Source organism: Novosphingobium sp. (assembly GCF_030699305.1).
In the GTDB taxonomy this organism is placed as follows: Bacteria; Pseudomonadota; Alphaproteobacteria; order Sphingomonadales; family Sphingomonadaceae; genus Novosphingobium.
Map to the genome: position 1 here is coordinate 1 of NZ_JAUYNB010000012.1, position 21,365 is coordinate 21,365.

22 protein-coding genes are annotated in these 21,365 nt (G+C 66.2%); 6 read left to right on the forward strand and 16 right to left on the reverse strand.

Going from position 1 to position 21,365, the window contains the following annotated elements:
- Positions 1–239 precede the first annotated feature (239 nt).
- Both dapB and nth read left to right on the forward strand, forming a co-directional pair.
- On the forward strand, positions 240–968 hold the full coding sequence (dapB, locus tag Q8Q53_RS05590) for a 4-hydroxy-tetrahydrodipicolinate reductase (RefSeq protein ID WP_305700871.1): 729 nt from the start codon (positions 240–242) through the stop codon (positions 966–968).
- On the forward strand, positions 965–1,624 hold the full coding sequence (gene nth, locus Q8Q53_RS05595) for an endonuclease III (protein WP_305700778.1): 660 nt from the start codon (positions 965–967) through the stop codon (positions 1,622–1,624). Before dapB ends, nth begins: the two co-directional genes overlap by 4 nt.
- Before the next feature lie 3 nt (positions 1,625–1,627).
- Here the strand turns inward: nth and Q8Q53_RS05600 are convergent, their stop codons facing one another.
- From Q8Q53_RS05600 to Q8Q53_RS05615, 4 genes are all read right to left on the reverse strand, one after another.
- Positions 1,628–2,953: a dicarboxylate/amino acid:cation symporter gene (locus tag Q8Q53_RS05600; protein ID WP_305700872.1), complete on the reverse strand. Its 1,326-nt coding sequence runs from the start codon at positions 2,951–2,953 to the stop codon at positions 1,628–1,630.
- Between the two features lie 106 nt (positions 2,954–3,059).
- A complete protein-coding gene (gene dapE / locus Q8Q53_RS05605) occupies positions 3,060–4,190 on the reverse strand; it encodes a succinyl-diaminopimelate desuccinylase (protein WP_305700779.1) in 1,131 nt (376 codons plus the stop codon).
- Between the two features lie 39 nt (positions 4,191–4,229).
- Positions 4,230–5,102, reverse strand: coding sequence for a S1/P1 nuclease (locus Q8Q53_RS05610; RefSeq protein ID WP_305700780.1), 873 nt, complete (start codon positions 5,100–5,102; stop codon positions 4,230–4,232).
- Complete coding sequence (locus tag Q8Q53_RS05615) at positions 5,099–5,767, reverse strand: glutathione S-transferase family protein (RefSeq protein ID WP_305700781.1); 669 nt, start codon at positions 5,765–5,767, stop codon at positions 5,099–5,101. Before Q8Q53_RS05615 ends, Q8Q53_RS05610 begins: the two co-directional genes overlap by 4 nt.
- 75 nt (positions 5,768–5,842) lie before the next feature.
- Here Q8Q53_RS05615 and Q8Q53_RS05620 point away from each other — a divergent pair, with 75 nt between their 5' ends.
- Positions 5,843–6,265, forward strand: a complete 423-nt coding sequence (locus Q8Q53_RS05620) for a VOC family protein (RefSeq protein WP_305700782.1) — start codon at positions 5,843–5,845, stop codon at positions 6,263–6,265.
- Between the two features lie 7 nt (positions 6,266–6,272).
- On the opposite strand, the gene Q8Q53_RS16280 is transcribed toward Q8Q53_RS05620, so the two are convergent.
- From Q8Q53_RS16280 to Q8Q53_RS05660, 7 genes are all read right to left on the reverse strand, one after another.
- A complete protein-coding gene (locus Q8Q53_RS16280; protein WP_371136517.1) occupies positions 6,273–6,917 on the reverse strand; it encodes a DUF1971 domain-containing protein in 645 nt (214 codons plus the stop codon).
- A 78-nt stretch (positions 6,918–6,995) separates the two neighbouring features.
- Complete coding sequence (yihA, locus tag Q8Q53_RS05635; protein ID WP_305700783.1) at positions 6,996–7,652, reverse strand: ribosome biogenesis GTP-binding protein YihA/YsxC; 657 nt, start codon at positions 7,650–7,652, stop codon at positions 6,996–6,998.
- Complete coding sequence (yidC, locus tag Q8Q53_RS05640) at positions 7,649–9,418, reverse strand: membrane protein insertase YidC (protein ID WP_305700784.1); 1,770 nt, start codon at positions 9,416–9,418, stop codon at positions 7,649–7,651. Before yidC ends, yihA begins: the two co-directional genes overlap by 4 nt.
- 55 nt (positions 9,419–9,473) lie before the next feature.
- Positions 9,474–9,686: a membrane protein insertion efficiency factor YidD gene (gene yidD / locus Q8Q53_RS05645; RefSeq protein WP_305700785.1), complete on the reverse strand. Its 213-nt coding sequence runs from the start codon at positions 9,684–9,686 to the stop codon at positions 9,474–9,476.
- On the reverse strand, positions 9,683–10,057 hold the full coding sequence (gene rnpA, locus Q8Q53_RS05650) for a ribonuclease P protein component (RefSeq protein WP_371136518.1): 375 nt from the start codon (positions 10,055–10,057) through the stop codon (positions 9,683–9,685). The genes yidD and rnpA overlap by 4 nt, the downstream gene beginning before the upstream one ends.
- A gap of 8 nt (positions 10,058–10,065) precedes the next feature.
- Positions 10,066–10,200 carry a 50S ribosomal protein L34 gene (rpmH, locus tag Q8Q53_RS05655; RefSeq protein ID WP_305700786.1) on the reverse strand — a complete coding sequence of 45 codons (135 nt, stop codon included), beginning with the start codon at positions 10,198–10,200 and terminating at the stop codon, positions 10,066–10,068.
- A 102-nt stretch (positions 10,201–10,302) separates the two neighbouring features.
- A complete protein-coding gene (locus Q8Q53_RS05660; RefSeq protein WP_305700787.1) occupies positions 10,303–10,974 on the reverse strand; it encodes an alpha/beta hydrolase in 672 nt (223 codons plus the stop codon).
- A gap of 155 nt (positions 10,975–11,129) precedes the next feature.
- Between Q8Q53_RS05660 and Q8Q53_RS05665 the strand changes: the two genes are divergently transcribed.
- Positions 11,130–12,638 carry a YifB family Mg chelatase-like AAA ATPase gene (locus tag Q8Q53_RS05665; RefSeq protein WP_305700788.1) on the forward strand — a complete coding sequence of 503 codons (1,509 nt, stop codon included), beginning with the start codon at positions 11,130–11,132 and terminating at the stop codon, positions 12,636–12,638.
- Positions 12,639–12,653: 15 nt separating this feature from the next.
- Here Q8Q53_RS05665 and Q8Q53_RS05670 read toward each other — a convergent pair whose 3' ends face one another.
- A complete protein-coding gene (locus tag Q8Q53_RS05670) occupies positions 12,654–14,087 on the reverse strand; it encodes a hypothetical protein (protein ID WP_305700789.1) in 1,434 nt (477 codons plus the stop codon).
- Between the two features lie 143 nt (positions 14,088–14,230).
- Between Q8Q53_RS05670 and ruvA the strand changes: the two genes are divergently transcribed.
- Entirely contained in the window at positions 14,231–14,833 is a 603-nt protein-coding gene (gene ruvA / locus Q8Q53_RS05675; RefSeq protein ID WP_305700790.1) for a Holliday junction branch migration protein RuvA, read from the forward strand.
- Between the two features lie 38 nt (positions 14,834–14,871).
- Here the strand turns inward: ruvA and Q8Q53_RS05680 are convergent, their stop codons facing one another.
- A complete protein-coding gene (locus Q8Q53_RS05680; protein ID WP_305700791.1) occupies positions 14,872–15,207 on the reverse strand; it encodes a GIY-YIG nuclease family protein in 336 nt (111 codons plus the stop codon).
- A gap of 277 nt (positions 15,208–15,484) precedes the next feature.
- Here Q8Q53_RS05680 and ruvB point away from each other — a divergent pair, with 277 nt between their 5' ends.
- Positions 15,485–16,537, forward strand: coding sequence for a Holliday junction branch migration DNA helicase RuvB (gene ruvB, locus Q8Q53_RS05685; protein WP_305700792.1), 1,053 nt, complete (start codon positions 15,485–15,487; stop codon positions 16,535–16,537).
- A gap of 158 nt (positions 16,538–16,695) precedes the next feature.
- Here ruvB and Q8Q53_RS05690 read toward each other — a convergent pair whose 3' ends face one another.
- The 3 genes from Q8Q53_RS05690 to acnA form a co-directional block, all read right to left on the reverse strand.
- Positions 16,696–18,030, reverse strand: coding sequence for a hypothetical protein (locus tag Q8Q53_RS05690; protein ID WP_305700793.1), 1,335 nt, complete (start codon positions 18,028–18,030; stop codon positions 16,696–16,698).
- Positions 18,031–18,109: 79 nt separating this feature from the next.
- Complete coding sequence (locus Q8Q53_RS05695) at positions 18,110–18,646, reverse strand: hypothetical protein (protein WP_305700794.1); 537 nt, start codon at positions 18,644–18,646, stop codon at positions 18,110–18,112.
- Positions 18,646–21,321 carry an aconitate hydratase AcnA gene (gene acnA, locus Q8Q53_RS05700; RefSeq protein ID WP_305700795.1) on the reverse strand — a complete coding sequence of 892 codons (2,676 nt, stop codon included), beginning with the start codon at positions 21,319–21,321 and terminating at the stop codon, positions 18,646–18,648. Before acnA ends, Q8Q53_RS05695 begins: the two co-directional genes overlap by 1 nt.
- Positions 21,322–21,365: the final 44 nt, after the last annotated feature.

Genomic DNA, 21,365 nt, shown 5'->3' on the forward strand with positions numbered 1-21,365 from the left:
TAAAGTCTAAACCGTCATGCTGAACTTGTTTCAGCATCCATTTCTCGGCCCGCACTGTCCGTGCAGGAGGAGAGATGGACCCTGAAACAAGTTCAGGGTGACGCATGTGGTGGGAACGTATGTAAACGGGATAAACACCAACTTGTTTCAGGGTCCATTGTGCCCCATGCGCAGGTCCGGGTTTTGGGGCACGATGGATGCTGAAACAAGTTCAGCATGACGAACGGGAACGAATGCACGTGGCAAGAATCGGGATCATCGGCAGCGCGGGGCGCATGGGGCAGGCGCTGGCAGAGGCCATCGCGGCAGCGGGCGATACGCTGTCGGGCGGGATCGACAAGGGCGGCGATCCGCTCGCGCTGGCGCGGGTCAGCGACGTGCTGCTCGATTTTTCCAGCCCGCACGCGCTGGAAGCCAACCTGGATGCGGCGGTTGCAGCGGGGGTGGGCATCGTCGTCGGCACGACCGGGCTGGAGGAACGCCACCACTTCCTGTGCGATCATGCCGCCGAACATACCGCCGTGCTGCAAACCGGGAACACCTCGCTGGGGGTGACGCTGCTGGCGCATCTGGTGCGCGAGGCGGCGCAGCGGCTGGGCGAGGACTGGGATATCGAGATCACCGAAACCCATCACCGGATGAAAGTGGATGCGCCGTCGGGCACCGCGCTGCTGCTGGGCGAAGCGGCGGCAACCGGGCGCGGGATTGATCTGGCGGCGAATAGCGCGCGCGGGCGTGACGGGATCACCGGCGCGCGGGTGGCGGGCAGCATCGGCTTTGCAAGCTTGCGCGGGGGCAGCGTGGCGGGCGATCACACGGTGCATTTCCTGGCCGACAACGAACGGATCAGCCTGTCGCACCTCGCCGAAAACCGCGCGATCTTCGCCAGGGGCGCGGTCCGCGCCGCGCAGTGGCTGATCGGCAAGGGGGCGGGGCGCTATACCATGCCGCAAGTGCTGAACCTTTGAAGAAGGACGAAATCTTCGAATTCTTCCGCCGTCTGGCCGAGGATAATCCCGCGCCGGAAACGGAACTGGCATTCGGCAATACCTTTCAGTTGCTGGTGGCGGTCGTGCTCTCTGCGCAGTCGACCGACGTGGGCGTCAACAAGGCGACGCGGGCCTTGTTCGAAGCGGTGAAGACCCCGGCCGAGATGGTTGCACTGGGCGAGGACGGCCTGAAAGAGCACATCAAGACCATCGGCCTGTTCAACGCCAAGGCGAAGAACGTGATCGCCCTGTCAGAGATTCTGGTGCGCGATCACGGCGGGGAAGTGCCGGCTGACCGCGATGTGCTGACCACGCTGCCCGGCGTCGGGCGCAAGACCGCCAACGTGGTGATGAACTGCGCGTTCGGGGCGGAAACCTTTGCGGTCGACACGCACATCTTCCGCGTCAGCAACCGCACCGGCATGGCCAGGGGCAAGACCCCGCTGGCCGTGGAAAAGCTGCTCGACAAACGGGTGCCGCAGCCGTTCCGGGTGGGATCGCACCACTGGATGATCCTGCACGGTCGCTATATCTGCAAGGCGCGCACGCCCGAATGCTGGCGCTGCCCGGTGGCGGACTTGTGCGGCTTCAAGCCGAAGAGCGCTGCGCCGAAGGGATGGACGGCCCTGGCCTGACCCTCAACCCTGCTTGAAGTTCGATTCGTCGAGGTCCAGCCCGGCGCGGCCATCGGCGGCCGTGTGGGCGGCGATGTGGGGATGCTCCACATACTCCGGCTCTTCCACTTCCAGCATGCCTTCCCACTTGGTGATGACCGAGGTTGCCACCGCGTTGCCGACCACGTTGGTGGCGGTGCGGCCCATGTCGAGGAACTGGTCGATCGCCAGAATGATCGCCACGCCTTCGACTGGCAGGCCAAACATCGCCAGCGTGCCGGTGATGACCACGAGGCTGGCGCGCGGGACGGCGGCGATGCCCTTGGAACTGATCATCAGCGTCAGCAGGATCATGATCTGCGTGCTGATCGACAGGTCGATGCCGTAAGCCTGCGCGATGAAGATCGTCGCAAAGCTCATGTACATCATCGAACCGTCAAGGTTGAAGCTGTAGCCCAGCGGCAGCATGAAGCCCGAAATCCGGCGCGGCACGCCGAACCGGTCCAGCTGCTCGAACATCTTGGGCAGCGCGGCTTCGCTGCTGGCGGTTGAAAACGCGATCATCAGCGGCTGGCGGATATAGCGCATCAGCGTGATGATCCGCCGCCCCAGGAACGCCGCGCCGATCCCAATCAGCACCGACCACAGCAGAAGCAGGCTGAGATAGAATTCGACCAGCAGTTCCAGGTAGGTTTTCAGGATGCCCAGCCCGCTGGCGGCCACCACGTTGGCAATCGCGCCGAACACCGCAATCGGCGCATAGCGCATCACGTAGCCGGTGATCTGGAGCATCATTTCCGCCAGCGCATCGGCCCCGCGCACCAGCGGCGCGCCTTTCTCGCCGATCGCCGCCAGCGCCACGCCCGCGAAGATCGAGAACACCAGGATTTGCAGGATGTTGTTGGTGGCCAGCGCTTCGAACGCATTCTTGGGGAAGATCGACAGGATGAAGCCGGTTGCGCTGGTTTCCGGCACCGCACCGACCGCCGCCTTGGCCGCTGCAACATCGGGAATCGGTGCGCCGATCCCCGGCTCGAACAGGTTGACCATCAGCAGCCCCAGCCCGATCGAGATCAGGCTGGCAGTGATGAACCAGGCAATCGCCCGCGTCCCGATCCGGCCCAGCGCCGCGCCATCGCCCATGTGGGCGATGCCGACGACGATGGTGGACAGGACCAGCGGCGCGACCAGCAGCTTGATCAGGTGCAGGAAGATGTCGGACAGCAGTTTCAGCCAGGGCGCGATTGATTCCTTGATCACATCTGCCGCCAGCTGGGTGTGGAGCAGCTGCCCCACGATCACGCCCAGCACCATGCCGATCAGGATCCACGCGGTGAGGTTCCGGCTGATTCGTTCAGTCAGGCCGCGGAACCGCGAACGGCGTTCGATCATCTGGTGCATCCCCGTTTGAAACAATCTTGCGGGGCAGCCTAACAGGCTGATGCGGGGACGGCAATCAGCCGGTCAGCGCGTCCACAGCCACGCGCGCATAGATCCGCGCAAGCGTATCCAGATCGGCAATCGCAACCGCTTCGTCGCGCTTGTGCATCGTGGCGTTGCACAGGCCGAACTCGATCACCGGGCAGAGGTCTTTCAGGAACCGCGCGTCACTGGTGCCGCCGGTGGTCGATGCTTCCGGGATCACGCCGGTCTCCCCCTCCACCGCGCGGGCGATCATCGCGGAAAACGCGCCGGGCGGGGTCAGGAACGCTTCGCCCGAAATCACCGGTCGTGCGCTGCCGCCGTGGCGCTGGGCAATCGCGGTGACCCGCCCGGCCAGTTCCTGTCCGGTGTGCAGATCGTTGAACCGGATCGAGATGCGCGCCGAGGCCTTGGCCGGAATGACGTTCGTGGCGGGATTGCCGACGGTGATGTCGGTCACTTCCAGATTGGACGGCTGAAACCAGTCGGTCCCGTCATCCAGCACCAGCGCGTCGAGTTCGGCCAGCATGGCGACCAGCCGGGGGATCGGGTTGTCGGCCAGATGCGGATAGGCCACGTGGCCCTGCGTTCCGGCAACTTCCAGCCAGATGTTGACCGACCCGCGCCGCCCGATCTTCATCATGTCGCCGAGCCGGTGGACCGAGGTCGGTTCCCCTACCAGACACAAGTCCGGGATCGCGCCGATCGCGCGGATATGTTCGATCAGCGCGACCGTGCCGAACCGGGCCGGGCCTTCCTCGTCCCCGGTGATGATGAAGCTGAGCGTTCCGGCGTCCTGCGGGATCGCTGCGGCGGCGTGGACCATCGCCGCGATCGAGCCCTTCATGTCGACCGCGCCGCGCCCATAGAGCAGTTCCCCGCGCACTTCCGGCGCAAACGGCGCGCTGGCCCAGCCTTCGCCGGGGGGCACGACATCGACGTGTCCGGCATAGGCGAAGTGGCGGCTGCCGGCCGGTCCCGCCCGGATCGCGAACAGGTTTTCGACCGGTCCGTCCGGCGCTTCGCCCGCGCTGAAGCGGTGGACGGCAAAGCCCAGCGGGGTCAGCATCCCTTCCAGGCTATCGAACACGAGGCCAGCGGCAGGCGTGACGCTGGGGCAGGCGATCAGCGCCTCGGCGAGGGGGAGAACGGGGGAGGCGGTCATGTCAGCCGCTGCATATTGCCAACCGCGCCGCCGGGCAAGTTAGCGGGCAACCTGGCGCGCCGCGCCGTCCAGCGCCGCGTCCAGATCGCGCGCCAGGCGAAGGCCCGCCTGAGTGATCCGCTGGCGCAGGCTGGGCAGGCTGGCCTCGATATCCTCGTTGCTCCAGACCACGTCCTTGGGCGCTGCGCCGCCCGCGCAGGGATCGCGGTCAAACGCGCGGGCATAGACCAGATCGCGCGCGATCTGCCAGCTTTCACGGCCCCAGTCGGCGACGTCGCCCGTGGCCAGTGCGGCGCGTTCCTCGGCGCTGTAGCGGCGGATCAGCGGCGGCTCAGCCGAAGTGATGCCGCGTTCGGCCATCGGCCCGTCCCACACGGAATGCAGGTTGCGCCCCGGCGCGATGCCATAGGTCGATGTCACCGCATTGCCGCCCAGATCGGCGTTGTCGCCGGAATGCAGCGGCATGTGCAGATCGCCGATGAAATGCGCCAGCCATGACAGCGCCTCCAGCCGCTGGGCGGCGGGCAGGGTCTTGTCGGCCAGCACCCGGCGGCTGCGCACGATCTGCGCGGTCACGCAGTTGCCGCCCGAACAGTTGGCCTTGACGTCATAGGGCTTGCAGATGTTCTCGGTCTGGTAGTGCCAGGCGAAGGTATAGGCCCAGCGCCAGCTTTCACGGCGCAGGCAATCGGGCCAGGTCGATGCTTCCTCCAGGCTGCGCATCCGGCAAATGGGCGTGCCCAGTGCGGCCTCTGCCCGCAGCAGCCGGGCGATTTCGGCGCGGGTCTTGGGCGAGACGTTGGCCAGCGCGATCTGCGCGGTCGTTTCGTGGCCGAACCCGCCCCACGCCAGTGCGGGGGTGGACAGCAGCGCCAGCAGCGCGGCGCAAATCGCGGTCAGTCTGCGGATCATTTTGCCCTCGGCACTTCGTATTGCTCGATCACCCAGTCTTCCGTCTCGGCCGCGGCCAGCCAGGACTGGAGCCATTCGTGATCCCAGACCGCTTCCATATAGGCCAGCGCAAAGCCCGGAACACCTATCCCATAGGTCATGAACCGGCTGACGACGGGCGCGTAAATGATGTCGGCGGCGCTGTAAGTGCCGAACAGGAACGGCCCGCCCCTGCCGAACCGGGCGCGCGCTTCGGCCCACAGCGTCAGGATGCGGACGACATCGGCGCGGGCGGCATCGGTCAATTCGGCGGGCTCGACCTGGCGGCGCATGTTCATCGGGCATTCGGCCCGCAGCGCCTGATAGGACGAATGCATTTCCGCGACCATCGACCGGGCCATCGCGCGGGCATCGTCGGGCTTGGGCCAGAACCGGTCGCGCCCGACCTTGTCGGCGAGGTATTCGATGATCGCCAGACTGTCCCACACCACCGCATCGCCGTCCCACAGCACCGGCACTTTGCCGGATGAGGGCGCGATATCGTCATCGTGCCGCTTGCGCTGGTCCCAGTCATCGCCGAACAGCGGAACGGTGATTTCCTCGAACGCCAGGCCCGATTGCTTGGCCGCCAGCCAACCGCGCAGCGACCAGCTGGAATAGTTCTTGTTGCCGATGATGAGTTTCATGCGCTGCGACCTATCCGTTCAGCTTGACGGTGTCGAGCGTGAACGGATAAGCCCCGCGCAAAGGAGTCAGCCCCTATGTCCCTGCGCCCGTTCCACCTGGCTTTCCCCGTCCGCGATCTGGCGGAGGCGCGGGCATTCTGGGGCGGGGTGATGGGCTGCGCAGAGGGGCGCAGTTCGGATGACTGGATCGACTTCGATTTTTACGGCCACCAGATCGTCGCGCACTGCGTGGGGCCACGGGCCGTCAGCGATGCCGGGTCAAACCCGGTCGACGGCCACGGCGTGCCGGTCCCGCATTTCGGGATCGTGCTGACGCTGGAGGACTGGGACGCGCTGGCCGCGCGGTTGAAAGCGGCGGGGGTGCAGTTCGAAATCGAGCCCTATGTGCGGTTCAAGGGCCAGCCGGGTGAACAGGCGACGATGTTCTTCCGTGACCCGTCGGGCAATGCGATCGAAATGAAGGCTTTTGCCAGTCTGGAGCAGTTGTTCGCGAAGTAGGGGGGCGTCAGCTCAGCGGCTTCTCGCGATAGAATTCCACTTTCATCCTCGCCCGACCGCCCAGTTCCACATGGTGCCACTGTTCGGGTGGAATCTCCGCTGGACGATCCGGCGTCACCTCCACCGTGCGCGCCGGGTCTTCGAACACCAGCGCCGCGCGGCCTTCCAGCACGCGCAGCAGGCCCCAGACCCCGGCCTTGGTGTTGTGCCGCCCCCGGATCGCGGCGGGCAGGGTCACTTCGTCCCATTCCGCCGTCACCTTGTAAGGCTGGGTCGGGGCACCTTTGGGCAGACGGAAGAACAGCGCCAGCTTGAGGCTTTCGCCGATGGTCGCGGCCTTGGCCTGCATCGCGGCGGCCTTGTCGGCGGGCAGCAACTCAGCGGTCACTTCGCCCCACAGGTTCAGCCAGCGGTCGAACATTTCTGGCGTGATCACGGCCTTGTGGCGCAAGTGGGCGACCATCGGGCTGCCCTTGTAACGCCCCGTGCTGCGCATCACCGATGACCAGAACGCGACCAGCTGGACCAGATGATGGTCCCAGTCATGGATCGCGGTGTTGAACACCGGCCCGATCAGGTCGTCCTGCCGGACGCGGGCGTAGAAGGCCGGAACCAGCGCTTCGAGGTCGGCTTCGGTGACTTGCGCGGGCATGGGCGGGGCTTCCTGCTGGGCAGTCCGGCGCCGGGACATGGCAGCCGGTCAAGCCGGGGCGTGGCCCCGCCTATACACTCACCCCTCGGCGTCAGCCAGCACGGCGGCGCGCAGTTCGGCGATGCCCAGCCCTTTTTCCGATGAGGTGACCAGCACGTCCGGGAAAGCGGCAGAATGCTTGCGCGCTTCGATCTGGGTCGAGGCCAGCACGGCGGCCAGTTCGCTCGCCTTGATCTTGTCGGCCTTGGTCAGCACCAGCCGATAGCCGACTGCTGCCTCATCCAGCATCTTCATCATCTCGATGTCGACCGTCTTCACCCCGTGGCGGGCATCGATCAGCACCAGCGCGCGCTTGAGCGAGACGCGCCCGCGCAGGAAATCGCGGACCAGCCGCTTCCACTGCTCCACCACTTTCAGCGGGGCCTTGGCAAAGCCGTAGCCCGGCATGTCGACCAGCCGCAGACAGACCGGTTCACCCACGTCGAAGAAGTTCAGCTCCTGCGTCCGGCCCGGCGTGACCGAGGTGCGCGCCAGCGACTTGCGGTTGGTCAGCGCGTTGAGCAACGAGCTTTTGCCCACGTTCGACCGGCCCGCAAACGCCACTTCCGGATATTCCGGATCCGGCAGGAATTGCAGCGCGGGCGCGCTTTTCAGGAACGCGATCGGGCCGGAAAACAGGCGGCGCGCCCGTTCGGTCCGTTCGCCATCATCCTGCGGTTCGCTTTCCTGGCTCACGATTTTTCCCGTTCCTTGGCCCGCGCCGCATCGCCCGCGTCCTTTTCAGCCTGCGCCTTCAACTGCGGGTGCTTGCTGTAAAGATACTTCTGCTGGCCGATGGTCAGCACGTTGGAGGTGATCCAGTAGATCAGCAGGCCGGCTGCGAACGGGGCCATGATGAACATCATCATCCACGGCATGATCGCGAAGACCTGCTGCTGGATCGGGTCCATCTGTGCGGGCTGCAGCTTGAACTGCAGCCACATCGTGATCCCCAGCAGGATCGCCAGGATGCCGATGCCCAGGAACGCCGGAACGGTGAACGGCAGCAGGCCGAACAGGTTCAGCACGTGCAGCGGATCGGGCGCGGACAAATCCTTGATCCACAGCGCGAACGGCTGGTGGCGCATTTCAACCGCGACGATCAGTGTTTTGTACAGCGCGAAGAAGATCGGGATCTGCAGGAAGATCGGCAGACAGCCCGCCAGCGGGTTGACGCCTTCCTTCTTGTAGAGCGCCATGATCTCTTCCTGCTGCTTGGGCTTGTCGTCCTTGTAGCGGTCCTGAAGGGCCTTCATTTTCGGCTGGATGGCGCGCATCGCGGCCATGCTGGCGAACTGCTTCTGCGCAATCGGGAACATCACGCCGCGCACGATCAGCGTCAGCAGGATGATCGCCACGCCAAAGTTTCCGGCCATTTCAAACAGCTTGGTCAGCAGCAGGAAAATCGGCTTTTCGAACCAGCGGAACCAGCCCCAGTCAATCGCGAGGCCGAAATTGACGATACCGGTGGCTTCATAGCGGTCCAGCACATGGCTTTCCTTGGCCCCGGCGAACAACCGCGTGGTGCGCTCGGTCTGCTGACCGGCCCCGACGTTGACTGCGCCGTAGACCAGATCGGCCCGGAAAATGCCGCCCCCCAGCGCGCGGAAATCACTGCTGGCGCCGGCCCGATCCGGGATCAGCGTGGTCATCCAGTAGACGTCGGTAAAGCCGATCCAGTCGGTCTTGCCCGCGTTGGTAACCTGACCCGCTGCGGTCACGTCGTCATAATCCGGGCCGAATGAAACCGTGCCGTCGAACGCGCCGAACGGCCCGGAATGGACGTTGAAGCTATCGAGGCTCGCGGTCTTGTCGGTGCGGTTGATCAGCGCGAACGGCTTGACCACAATCGCGCCGGTGCCGGCGTTGGCGACCGTCTGTTTGACGGTCACCATGTAATCCGCGTCGATCGCATAGCTCAGCGCAAAGGTCAGGCCCGCGCCGTTGTTCCAGGTCAGCGTGACCGGGGTCTGCGGGGTCAGCCTGGCACCCGCCGGGGCGGTCCACACGGTCGCCGCGTTGGGCAGCGCCACGTTCTCACCGACCCAGCCGAACTGGGCATAGTGCTGCGCCGGGGTGCCTGCGGGGGAAAAGATCCGCTGCGGCCCATCCTTGGGGTCCAGTGCGGCGGTGTGGCGGTTGGTGGTCAGGTCGTCCAGCACGCCGCCAGCCAGATTGATCGAGCCGGTCAGCCCCGGCGCGGCAATCGCCACGCGCGCGGCAGGGTTCAGCGCGGTCTGCAGGTCCTTTGCTTCAGTCGCGATGTCGGCGGCATTGGTCAGCCCGCCTTCGCGTGTCGGCTTTGCAGCCTCAGCGGGGGCGGCCCCGGCGGGTGCTTCAGCCACGGGCTGGGCCTTGTCCGCATTGGGGTAAATGTAACGAAGTGCCGCGTCCCACCCGAACAGGATCAGTGCTGTAAGCACCACCGCCAGGATCAGGTTGCGCTGATTATGGTTCTCCACGAAGGCGTCCCTGTTCTCTTGAAGTCTTGGTCAGATGGGAAGGCGGCGCGTGCAATCAAGGCACCGGGTCATACCCGTGTCCTCCCCAAGGATGGCAGCGCAATATACGTTTGATGCCCAGCCAGCCACCCTTAATCGCACCGTGTTTTTCAACGGCCTCGATCATGTATTGCGAGCATGACGGGGCATAACGGCAACTGGGCGGCAGCACCCGCGACGGGCCGATCTGCCAGGCGCGCGACAGCAGGATAAGCGCGCGCTTCATCACTTTCGCGGGCCAGGTGAGCGGTGTTTGCGCGGCGGATCGCTCTTGCCGGCGGCGGCGCGGGCCAGGGCGGCCTGCAATTCGGTCCGGAGCAGGGCAAAGTCCCGCTCCACCCCGCCGTCGCGGCCGATCACGACATGATCGTGGCCGGGCAGGCCTTCGGTCGGCAGCACATCGCGGATCAGCGCACGCAGCCGCCGCTTCATCCGGTTGCGGACCACCGCGTTGCCGATCTTCTTGGTGACGGTGATGCCGAATCGCATCGCGCCCGCATCATTGGGGCGTGCAAGCAGCACAAAACCGGGGCGCGCCACGCGCAATCCCCGGTTTGCGGCTAGGAAATCTGCCCGCCGCGAAAGGACGGGAAGTTTCACAGGATGGATCAGGCCGACAGCTTCTTGCGGCCGCGGGCGCGACGCGCTGCCAGCACCTTGCGGCCGCCGACAGTGGCAGAGCGGGTGCGGAAACCGTGGCGACGGGCACGCACGAGATTGCTGGGCTGGAAGGTGCGCTTCATGATAACCTCGGATTCAAATCAGACAGGGCCGCCCGATGGAACGGCCGGAATACAGGGATCGGGCCGTTAACGGAGGCCCGGTTATGAGTCAAGGGATTCGGGTCAGTTCAACGCGACCCACTTGCCCATATCGTTCGCGGTCAGCCAGCGGGCATCGTCGAACGGCACGGAATTGGTCATGGCATAGAACGCCCGTGCCTGTCCGGTGGTCATGCCCATTTCGGCATAATAATCAAGATAGGCGCGGTTTTCCGGGGCATCGGCGGGATAGTCCTTCGCCTCGCGCCCGTCCTCGTCCGCCCACGAATGGACCGCGAACTCCGCGCCCGGATCGGCGATCCGCTGCGCGCCTGCCAGAAACAGTTCCACCCCGCCGGAGCGGACCGAGCCGCCGTGCGGGACATAAGTCGTGATCTGGCGGGCGTGGATCATCCGGCCCAGCTTCAGGTTCGCGCGGTCGTCCTCGGTGCCGGGGCAGTCGATCATTTCGATCAGCGAGATGCCGGGAAAGGCGCGCAGCATTGCGTCGAACTGCGCCGGGCTGCGCGCGTCGGTCACATCGACCAGCGCGGCGCGGCTGCCGTCCAGCACGCGGAACGGGCCGAACCGGGCAATCCCCTGCGGCACGAGCGCGGGGGCGCTGGCAACAAAGCGTTCCGAGCCGCCGGTGCTGACCGTTTCGGTCACTTCCACCGTCGTCACGACCGTATCCGCCAGCGCCGGACTGGAGCACAGTGCAAGGAGGGGCAGCAGCAGGGCGGCAAAGCGGTTCATGCCCAGCGGTATGCGCCCGCGCGCTTTACCGCATCGCCAACGCCAAAGGTTAAGCCGGAGTTACCGCCAGAACGGAGCGGCCCCCCTCGACAGCCCCTCGACAGCGGGGCAAGGCTGCGCCATCAACCACTTAGGGGTTTTGACGGGGGTTTCACTTGGTAGCGCTGGTTCGGACGGTTGCCTATCTCGGGCTGGAGGCGCGCAGCGTTGAGGTGCAGTGTCAGATTGCGCCGGGCCTGCCGCGCTTCAATCTGGTCGGCCTGCCGGACAAGGCGGTGAATGAAAGCCGCGAACGGGTGAACGCCGCGCTCGCCGCGATGGGCCTGTCGCTCCCGCCCAAGCGGATCACGATCAACCTGTCGCCCGCTGATCTGCCCAAGGAAGGGTCGCACTATGACCTGCCGATCGCGCTGGCGCTGCTGGCCGCAATGGGCGTGACCGATGCGGAGCAACTGGCCGATTTCATCGCGGTGGGGGAATTGGCGCTCGATGGCCGGGTGGTGGCCTCGCCCGGCGTGTTGCTGGCCGCGCTCCACGCCAGCAGCGCGGAACTGGGTCTGATCTGCCCCGCCGCTCAAGGGAGCGAGGCGCGCTGGGCCAGCGGCATTCCGGTGCTGGCCGCGCCCGATCTGGTCAGCCTGCTCAACCACCTGAAAGGCGTGCAGACTCTGCCCGTGCCTGAGCCCGGCGTGGCCGATCCGCCCGCCAGGGGGCCTGACCTCAAGCAGGTGAAGGGGCAGGAAACCGCCCGGCGCGCGCTCGAAATCGCGGCGGCGGGGGGGCACAACCTGCTGATGAGCGGACCGCCGGGGGCGGGCAAGTCGCTGCTCGCCAGCTGCCTGCCGGGGATCCTGCCGGAACTGACCCCGGCTGAGGCGCTCGAAACATCCATGGTCGCCTCGGTCGCGGGGCTGCTGGAGGATGGGCGGATCAGCCGCGCCCGCCCGTTCCGCGCGCCCCACCATTCCGCGTCGATGGCGGCGCTGACCGGCGGCGGGCTGAAGGTCAAACCGGGTGAAGTCAGCCTGGCGCATCTGGGCGTCTTGTTCCTGGATGAACTGCCGGAATTCCAGCGCGTGGTGCTCGATTCGCTGCGCCAGCCGCTGGAAACCGGCGAAGTGACCGTCGCGCGGGCCAATGCCCACGTGACGTTCCCGGCGCGGGTGCAGCTGATTGCGGCGATGAACCCGTGCCGCTGCGGCTATCTGGGCGATCCCGCGCTGGCGTGCAGCCGCGCCCCGCGCTGCGCCGCCGATTATCAAGGCAAGGTGTCCGGGCCGCTGCTCGACCGGATCGACCTGCACGTTGAGGTTGATCCGGTCAGCGCGGCCGATCTGGCCCTGCCGCCTCCGGCCGAAGGCAGCGCCGAAGTCGCCGCCCGCGTCGCCGCCGCGCGCGCCGTGCAGACCGAACGGCTGGCCGGCACCCGCCGCCGCACCAACGCCGAACTTGATGGCGACCTGCTTGAAATCCACGCCACCCCGGATGAGGCCGGGCGCAAGCTGCTGCTGCAGGCGGCCGAGGCGATGCGCCTGTCCGCGCGCGGCTATACCCGGATCCTGCGGGTGGCGCGGACGATTGCCGATCTGGCCGGGGCAGAGCAGATCAGCCGCCTGCATGTGGCCGAAGCGCTGAGTTATCGGCGGATCGGGGTGCGGGCCTAGGCGGCCGGGACGGCCTTAGAGGTCCTCGCGCTCCAGCGCGGCCTGATAGGTCCACGTCGGCGCCGGGGTGCAGCTGCCCTGCCGGACATAGAGGCACGCCCGAATCGCGCCGTTGGTCTCGCAGCGCACCTGCCGGTATTCGCCCGCGCCGACGGGGCGGTCCTCAAACACCAGCGTGTTGGCGGCGGCGGCCAGTGCGGGCGGGAGCCGTTCACCGCGCGCGACCACGCCTTCGGGCGCAACGTAAAGCGGGGCCTGACGCGGCAGCAGCGCGGGCACCAGATGCGCGCGCCACTGATCGGGCAGGGCGATGCCGCAGGCGGACCCGGCGCGGACATGATCCTGCACCACGCGCGGGATCGGCCCGCCGCCGCGCATTGCGCCTGCGCCGCCGGACATCTGCTCTGCCGTCAGCGACAGCACGATCCAGCCCGCCCCCAGCAGCGCCAGTTGCACCGGCCCCACCGTCTTGCCGCGCGCGGCGCGCAGCCGTTCCAGCAGGCTGACGCTGCCAATCGCCGCCAGCACCAGCAGCAGGAAGGTGGACAGCCAGATGAACCGGTATTCCTTGTGCGCAATCAGGCTGTGGAACGCCACGTTCGCCGCCAGCGCCCACAGCACCGGGCGGTATCGGCGCGGCACCATCAGCGCCGCCGCCACGATCAGGGGCGCGCCGGGGCCAAGGTGGATGGCCAGCCATTTGAGGTAATCGAACGGTCCGTTCTCGCCAAAGCGCGCGGCGCGGCTTTCGCCGATGTTGTAGCTGAAATTGACCCAGACCCACTCGAACGGCCAGCGCCCCATGCCCAGATCGCTAAGCCCCCCGATCACGCCCGCGCCCAGCCCGCCCAGCACCAGCTGGCCCCAGGCCTTCCAGTCGGTCCGCAAGGTCAGCAGCGCCAGCACCGCGGCGAACGGTGCGAACTGCAACCGCACCACCACGCCCAGCCCCAGCAGCAGCCCGGCCCAGCGCAGCGCGCCCGCGCGGCGCTCGTCCGCCAGCAACAACGGCACCGCGCAAGCGATCAGCCCGGTCGCCAGCACTTCAGACAGCAGCAGCGCGGAAAACAGCACGCTTTCATACCATACTGCCGCCACCAGCAGCGCGATCAGCGCCTGCGCGCGGCCGGTCAGCGCGCCCAACTTCCACGCGGCGGGCAGGGCCAGCAGGGTCAGCAGCACAAAGCTCCACCGCGCCAGCAGCATCGACCCCAGCGTGCCGGGGGCAAACCGCTCACCCAGCCACCACGGCACGCTCAGCAGCTGCGCGATGCCGCCATTGCGCGCGCCATAGCGGTATTCCCACGGGATAATGCCGTGCCCGGTGGCGAGCCGCTTGGCCTGCTCCAGATATTGCATGATCTCATCGGCGTGGCTGATGTCGAACGGGGAAAACGCCTGCCAGCGCAGCACCAGTCCGGCCAGCACCACGGCGGTAATGGCCAGCATCCAGCCCCGCGACGATCCGGTTTGCCCCTGCATGATCAAGCGCATAGCGGGGCAGCGGCGGCCTGTCACGGTTCCAGCACAGCGGCGGCGCGCGCACACCTTTTCCCTTCCCCGCGATTTCACCCTGTGCAATAGAACAAAGCATGATCGCAAAGCTGACAGGCCTGCTGGATGATTTCGGCCCCGACTGGGCGGTGATCGACGTGAACGGGGTGGGCTACCTCGTTCACTGCTCGGTCAAGACGCTTGCCGCGCTGGGCGTGCGGGGGGACCGGGTGACGCTCCACACCGAATTGCAGGTGTCGGAAAACGACATGCGCCTGATCGGCTTTGGCAGCGCGGGCGAACGCGAATGGTTCCGGCTGCTGACCGGGGTGCAGGGCGTGGGCAGCAAGATGGCGCTGGCCGTGCTCTCCGCGCTCAGCACCGAGGAACTGCAACGCGCCTGCGCGGGCGGGGACGTCGCGATGGTATCCCGCGCGCAAGGCGTGGGGACCAAGATTGCGACCCGGATCGTCAACGAATTGAAGGACAAGGCCGGCGGGTTGCCGTCCGTCCCCGGCGCACCGGGTATTGCCGCCGCGCCTGCAGGATCGGTCAGCGCGGACGCGGCGTCGGCGCTTCAGAACCTCGGTTTCAAGCCCAACGTGGCAACGGACGCCGTGGCGCGGGCGCTCGACGAACTGGGTGACGGGGCGGGGTTGAACGATCTGGTCCGCGCGGCGCTGAAGCGGGTGGCGGGATGAGCGTGATACCTCACCCCACTCGTCACCCTGAACTTGTTTCAGGGTCCATCGCGCGGTTCGCGCGGCGCCAGCGGGGGCAGGCCCAACCCCGGTGCAAGATCATGCCAATCCAGATTTTCGCTCTCGATGAGGTTGATTTTCCATTGCCGATGCCACCGCTTGAGCTGCTTTTCACGGGTGATCGCGGCGGTCATGTCCCCGAAGATTTCAAATCGCACCAGCCGATAGATGCCATGCCGCGTGGTAAAGCCGGGCAAGGCGGGGCTGCGATGCTGGGCCAGGCGCTGGATCAGGTCGGATGTGACGCCGATATACAGCGTGCCGTGGCGATCGCTGGCAAGGATATAGACGCAAGGGACGCGCTCTGGCCGCATGCACCTGAGCTTGCGGATAATTGGACCCTGAAACAAGTTCAGGGTGACGGATATTTGATAAGCTCTCCCATCCCCCGTCATGCTGAACTTGTTTCAGCATCCATCGTGCAGCCGGAGCGGCGGGGGCAATGAAGCGCCAGTGGTGCCTTGGGCTTTGCGTTGTCTCATTCGCAGGTGGCGTAGTCGCAGGTCTGTGGCTGGATGACTGGCTGGACGTTGACACCTGCCTCGACCGCGGCGGGCGCTGGAACTATGACCGGCAGGATTGCGAATTCCAATGACCGATAACCCCCTCCTTTCCGCGCATCGCCAGATCGAGGACGCCGATGCGGCGCTGCGGCCCAAGACGCTGGCCGAGTTCGTCGGGCAGGCGGCGGCGAAGGATAACCTCAGCGTGTTCATCGAAAGCGCGAAATCGCGTGGTGAGGCGATGGATCATGTGCTGTTCTATGGTCCGCCGGGGCTGGGCAAGACCACGCTGGCGCAGATCGTCGCGCGCGAGCTGGGGGTGGGGTTCCGGGCCACCAGCGGCCCGGTGATTGCCAAGTCGGGCGATCTGGCTGCGCTGTTGACCAATCTGGAAGCGGGCGACGTCCTGTTCATCGATGAGATTCACCGGATGAGCCCGGTGGTCGAGGAAGTGCTGTACCCCGCGATGGAGGACCGCGCGCTCGACCTGATGATCGGGGAGGGGCCGTCCGCGCGCTCGGTGCGGATCGATCTGCCGCCGTTCACGCTGGTCGGCGCGACGACGCGGCAGGGGCTGCTGTCCACGCCGCTGCGCGACCGCTTCGGCATTCCGGTGCGGCTCAATTTCTACACCGTGCCCGAACTGGAACGGGTGGTGACGCGCGGGGCAGGGCTGCTGGGGATCGGGATGGACCCGGCCGGCGCGCGCGAAATCGCGCGGCGCGCGCGCGGCACGCCGCGCGTGGCCGGACGGCTGTTGCGGCGGGTGCGCGATTTCGCGCACGTGGCGGGCAACGGCACGGTGACCCACGCGGTGGCGGACGATGCGCTGACCCGGCTGGAAGTGGATTCGCTGGGGCTGGATGCGCAGGACCGGCGCTATCTGCACATGATCGCGGACATCTACAAAGGCGGGCCGGTCGGCGTGGAAACGCTGGCGGCGGGGCTGTCCGAACCGCGCGACACGATCGAGGATGTGGTCGAGCCTTACCTCATCCAGCTGGGCCTGATCGCCCGCACCGCGCGCGGGCGCTGCCTCAACGACCGGGGCTGGCAGCACCTGGGAATTGCCCCGCCCAGTGGCGACAATGGGGGGCAGATCGGCGGCCTGTTCGATTCGACAGAAGCGGGTGAGGCTTAACCCTGTTCGCGCTGCGACGGTCGCACTTTACCGCAATTCGGTATCAGAATGAGACACTTGGCCCTGCACCGCCGGGTAAATGATTGGATTCCCGCAGCGGGACGGCGGAATCACGGTTAACGGCGTTGAGGCTTTAACCTTCCTCTGTGCTTTTGGACCTACGGGGGCGTGCTGGCAGCATTGACTGCGAGTTTGTTTGGCTCCGTTGGGCAATAGAAAGCAGAGCTTATGTCGGTTCGGATGGCGCTTGTGAAATTGTCGGCCCTGGCGGCTGGCGGGGCAGTCGTCGGTGGTGGGGCAGTGCACGTGGCAGAGGCTCCGGCCGCCCAGGTGCAATACGTCAAGCAGGCCAAGGCGGCGCCCGCGCGCATCGCCAAGCGCAAGATCGTGCGCACGGCAGCCGCCGACCCGCGCAAGATGAAGCGCATCCGCCGCGTTGTGACCAGGTCGGTCAGCTGTGCGCCTGCGGCCGATCCGCCAATGATGGCGATGGCCATGCCCGTCCTGCCGCAGCTGCCGCAGATGCCGATGCCTTCGGGCGGCGGTGACGGCGGGGCGATGGTGATCGGCGGATCGGGCGGCTTCGGCTTTGGCGGCGGCTTCTTCGGCGGGTTCTTCGGCGGCAGCGGCGGCGGCGGCGGCAGCGTGGTGGTTTCGACCACGACGTCGGGCGGTTCGACCTCCAGCTCCACTTCGGGCGGATCGACTTCCTCCTCGACCGGCGGCCTCACGTCGACCGGCGGATCAACCTCGACCTCGACCGGCGGGCTGACCAGCACGACCACGACCGGCGGGATCACCAGTTCCAGCACCACCTCGACCGGCGGTGTCTCGACCTCCACCGGCGGTGTCTCGACCTCGACGGGCGGGGTTACGTCCTCCACCGGCGGTGTTTCGACTTCGACCGGGGGTGTTTCGACCTCAACCGGCGGCGTGACGTCTTCCACCGGTGGTGTCTCGACCTCGACCGGCGGTGTCACCAGCAGCAGTTCAACCTCGACCAGTTCAGGCAACGTTTCGACCTCGACCGGCGGCGTGACCAGCACTGGTTCCAGCTCCAGCTCGACCAGTTCGGGCAACGTCAGCACGTCGTCGGGCAACAATTCGACCACGTCGTCATCGGGCAACGTCTCGACGTCCAGTTCGACGTCCTCGTCGGGCAACGTTTCGACCAGCTCCTCGACTTCGGGCAACGTCAGCACCAGCACGTCGTCCAGCACCAGCTCGTCCGGCAATGTCGCGAGCAGCACCAGTTCCTCGACTTCGACCAGCACGGGTTCGTCGACGTCCACTTCGACCTCGACCAGTTCGGGCAACACCACGTCGGGCAATACCTCATCCGGCAATACCTCGAGCGGGACAGACGTTCCCGCTCCGCCGATGATGCTGCTGTTCGGGGCCGCTGCGGCGGCGCTGGTCGGGCGGCGGCGGCTGGCCCGGCGCACGGCCTGAACTCCCGGCGCAGCGCCTGATATAAAACAGGCCTGATACATTAACAGGGCGGTCCTTGCGGGCCGCCCTGTTTGTTTGTGCAGTCGGTGCGTTGCCCCGTCGGGCAGCGCGGGACGGGGTTCAGCCGCGTTCGGCCCGCAGCGTGTCGTAGCGGGCCTGTTCGCTTGCCTTGCGGCCTTTTACCCGGCGCGGCGCGCGCCAGAACAACCTGGTGAACCACGGCATCGCATAGGTTTCGATGTCATCCGTGACTTCGCCGGCCACGCGCAGACAGTCAGCCGGGTTGTCGGCGTCATAGCTGTACCAGAACAGTTCCCGGACTTCGGTCAGTTCACCCAGCGGGCGCATCGTGCGCCGGGCGAGGCGCAGCAGGATCGGGTCTTCCCAGCTGCGGTCACGCCACAGTTGCGGGGAACGCAGACAGGGTTCGATCCCCTTGCGCGAGGCAAACGGCAGGAACTTGATCCGCATGACGCGCACCGTCAGCCGACACGCGCCATGCTTCTTGTAATAGTCGCCATGCTGGATGCGGATCACCCAGGCCGTGGAGCCGTGGCGCTGGAGGAAGCCGCGCGAACCGCGCCGCTTCCAGCCAAGCGCCACCAGACGAGGCGCAAGCACCTCGTCCAGCGCGCACTGGACCGGGGTATCCAGCATCAGGCCGCCAGCTTGCGCAGGACGTAGTGCAGGATGCCGCCGTTGTTGAAGTATTCGATTTCGTTGGCGGTATCGATCCGGCACAGCGCGGTGAAGCTGAAGCTGGTGCCATCCTGACGGGTGACGGTCACTTCCACGTCCTGGCGCGGTTGCAGGCTGGCGACACCGGTAATGGTGAAGGTGTCGTCACCGGTCAGGCCCAGCGTTTCGCGGGTCTGGCCGTCCTTGAACTGCAACGGCAGCACGCCCATGCCGACCAGGTTGGAACGGTGGATGCGTTCGAAGCTTTCGACGATCACCGCGCGCACGCCCAGCAGGTTGGTGCCCTTGGCCGCCCAGTCACGGCTGGAGCCGGTGCCGTATTCCTTGCCCGCAACCACGACCATCGGCGTGCCATCGGCCTTGTTCTTCATCGCCACGTCATAGATCGGCAGGACCGCATCGCCGTACCGGCTCATGCCGCCTTCGACGCCGGGGACCATTTCGTTCTTGATGCGGATGTTGGCAAAGGTGCCGCGCATCATCACTTCGTGGTGGCCGCGGCGCGCGCCATAGCTGTTGAAGTCGGCCTTGGCGACCTGATGCTCCATCAGCCACTGGCCCGCCGGGCTGTCAGCCTTGATGTTGCCGGCCGGGCTGATGTGATCGGTGGTGATCGAATCACCCAGGATCGCCAGCGGCTTGGCATCGATGATGTCCTGCACCGGGGCCGGGGTCATCGACATGCCTTCAAAGTACGGCGGGTTGGCGACATAGGTCGAACCGGCGCGCCACTGGTAGGTTTCGCTGCCGGTGACGTTGATCGCCTGCCAGTGTTCATCGCCCTTGTAGACGTCGGCATAGCGGGCCTGGAACATCTCGCGCGTGACGCACGAAGCCATCGTTTCGGCGACTTCAAGGTTGGTCGGCCAGATGTCCTTGAGGAACACGTCCTGCCCGTTGCTGCCAACGCCGATCGGGGTGGTGACGAAGTCTTCGATCACGGTGCCCTTCAGCGCATAAGCGACCACCAGCGGCGGCGAGGCGAGGAAGTTGGCGCGCACATCCGGCGAGACGCGGCCTTCGAAGTTGCGGTTGCCAGAAATCACGGCGGCGGCGACGAGGCCGTTTTCGTTGATCGCCTTGCTGATCGGTTCAGCCAGCGGGCCGGAGTTGCCGATGCAGGTGGTGCAGCCATAGCCGACCAGGTTGAAGCCGATGTTGTCGAGGTGCGACTGGAGGCCAGCCTTCACCAGATAGTCGGTTACGACCTGGCTGCCGGGGGCGAGGCTGGTCTTGACCCACGGCTTGGGCTTCAGGCCCAGCTCGTCAGCCTTCTTGGCGACCAGGCCGGCAGCAACCAGCACGCCGGGGTTCGACGTGTTGGTGCAGCTGGTGATCGCCGCGATCATCACATCACCGTCGCCGATGGTGAAGTCCTTGCCTTCGACCGGAACGCGGGTCTGTGCCTTCTTGTAGGTGTCGACCATGTCCTTGTTGAACACGTCATCGACGTCTTCAAGGTCGACGCGGTCCTGCGGGCGCTTCGGCCCGGCGAGCGACGGCACGACGGTGCCCATGTCGAGTTCCAGCGTGCTGGAGAACACGGCGTCCGGCGCGGCCGGGTCGATCCAGAAGCCCTGTTCCTTGGCATAAGCTTCGACCAGCGCGATCTGGCTTTCTTCGCGGCCCGTCAGGCGCAGGTAATCGAGCGTCTTGTCGTCGATCCCGAAGAAGCCGCAGGTCGCGCCGTATTCCGGTGCCATGTTGGCCAGCGTCGCGCGGTCAGCGAGGCTGAGCGAGGCGAGGCCGGGGCCAAAGTATTCGACGAAGCGGCCGACCACGCCGTGCTTGCGCAGCATGTTGGTGGCGGTCAGCACCAGATCGGTCGCGGTCACGCCTTCGCGCAGCGCGCCGGTCAGCCTGAAGCCGACGACTTCGGGGATCAGCATCGAAACGGGCTGGCCGAGCATCGCGGCCTCAGCCTCGATCCCGCCGACGCCCCAGCCGAGCACGCCCAGTCCGTTGATCATCGTGGTGTGGCTGTCAGTGCCGACGCAGGTGTCGGGATAGGCCACGGTGGTGCCGTTCTGGTCGGTGCTGGTCCACACCGTCTGGGCGATGTTTTCCAGGTTCACCTGATGGCAGATGCCGGTGCCGGGGGGCACGGCGTAGAAGTTGTTGAGCGACTTGGAACCCCACTTCAGGAAGTCATAGCGTTCCATGTTGCGGTGGTATTCGATTTCCACGTTCTGTTCGAACGCCTTGGGATGGCCGAATTCATCGACCATGACCGAGTGGTCGATCACCAGGTTCACGGGGACCAGCGGGTTGATCTTGCTGGTATCACCGCCCAGCGTCGCGATCGCATCGCGCATCGCGGCCAGATCGACCACGCAGGGCACGCCGGTGAAATCCTGCAGCAGCACGCGGGCGGGGCGATACTGGATTTCGTTCTGGGATTCGGTCGGGTTCTTCTGCCAGTCGACCAGCGCCTGCGCATCGGCGGTCGAAACGGTGAAGCCGCCGTCTTCGAAGCGCAGCAGGTTTTCGAGCAGCACTTTCATGCTGAACGGCAGGCGGCTGATGTCGCCCAGCTTGGCAGCGGCTTTCTTCAGCGAGTAATAGGCAAAGTCCTTGCCACCGACGTTCAGCGTGCTGCGCGTGCCGAGTGAATCCTGTCCGACCTGGGTCATCCCGCATGTTCTCCTTGAATGTGGCACCGGGCCAGCTACGCCTG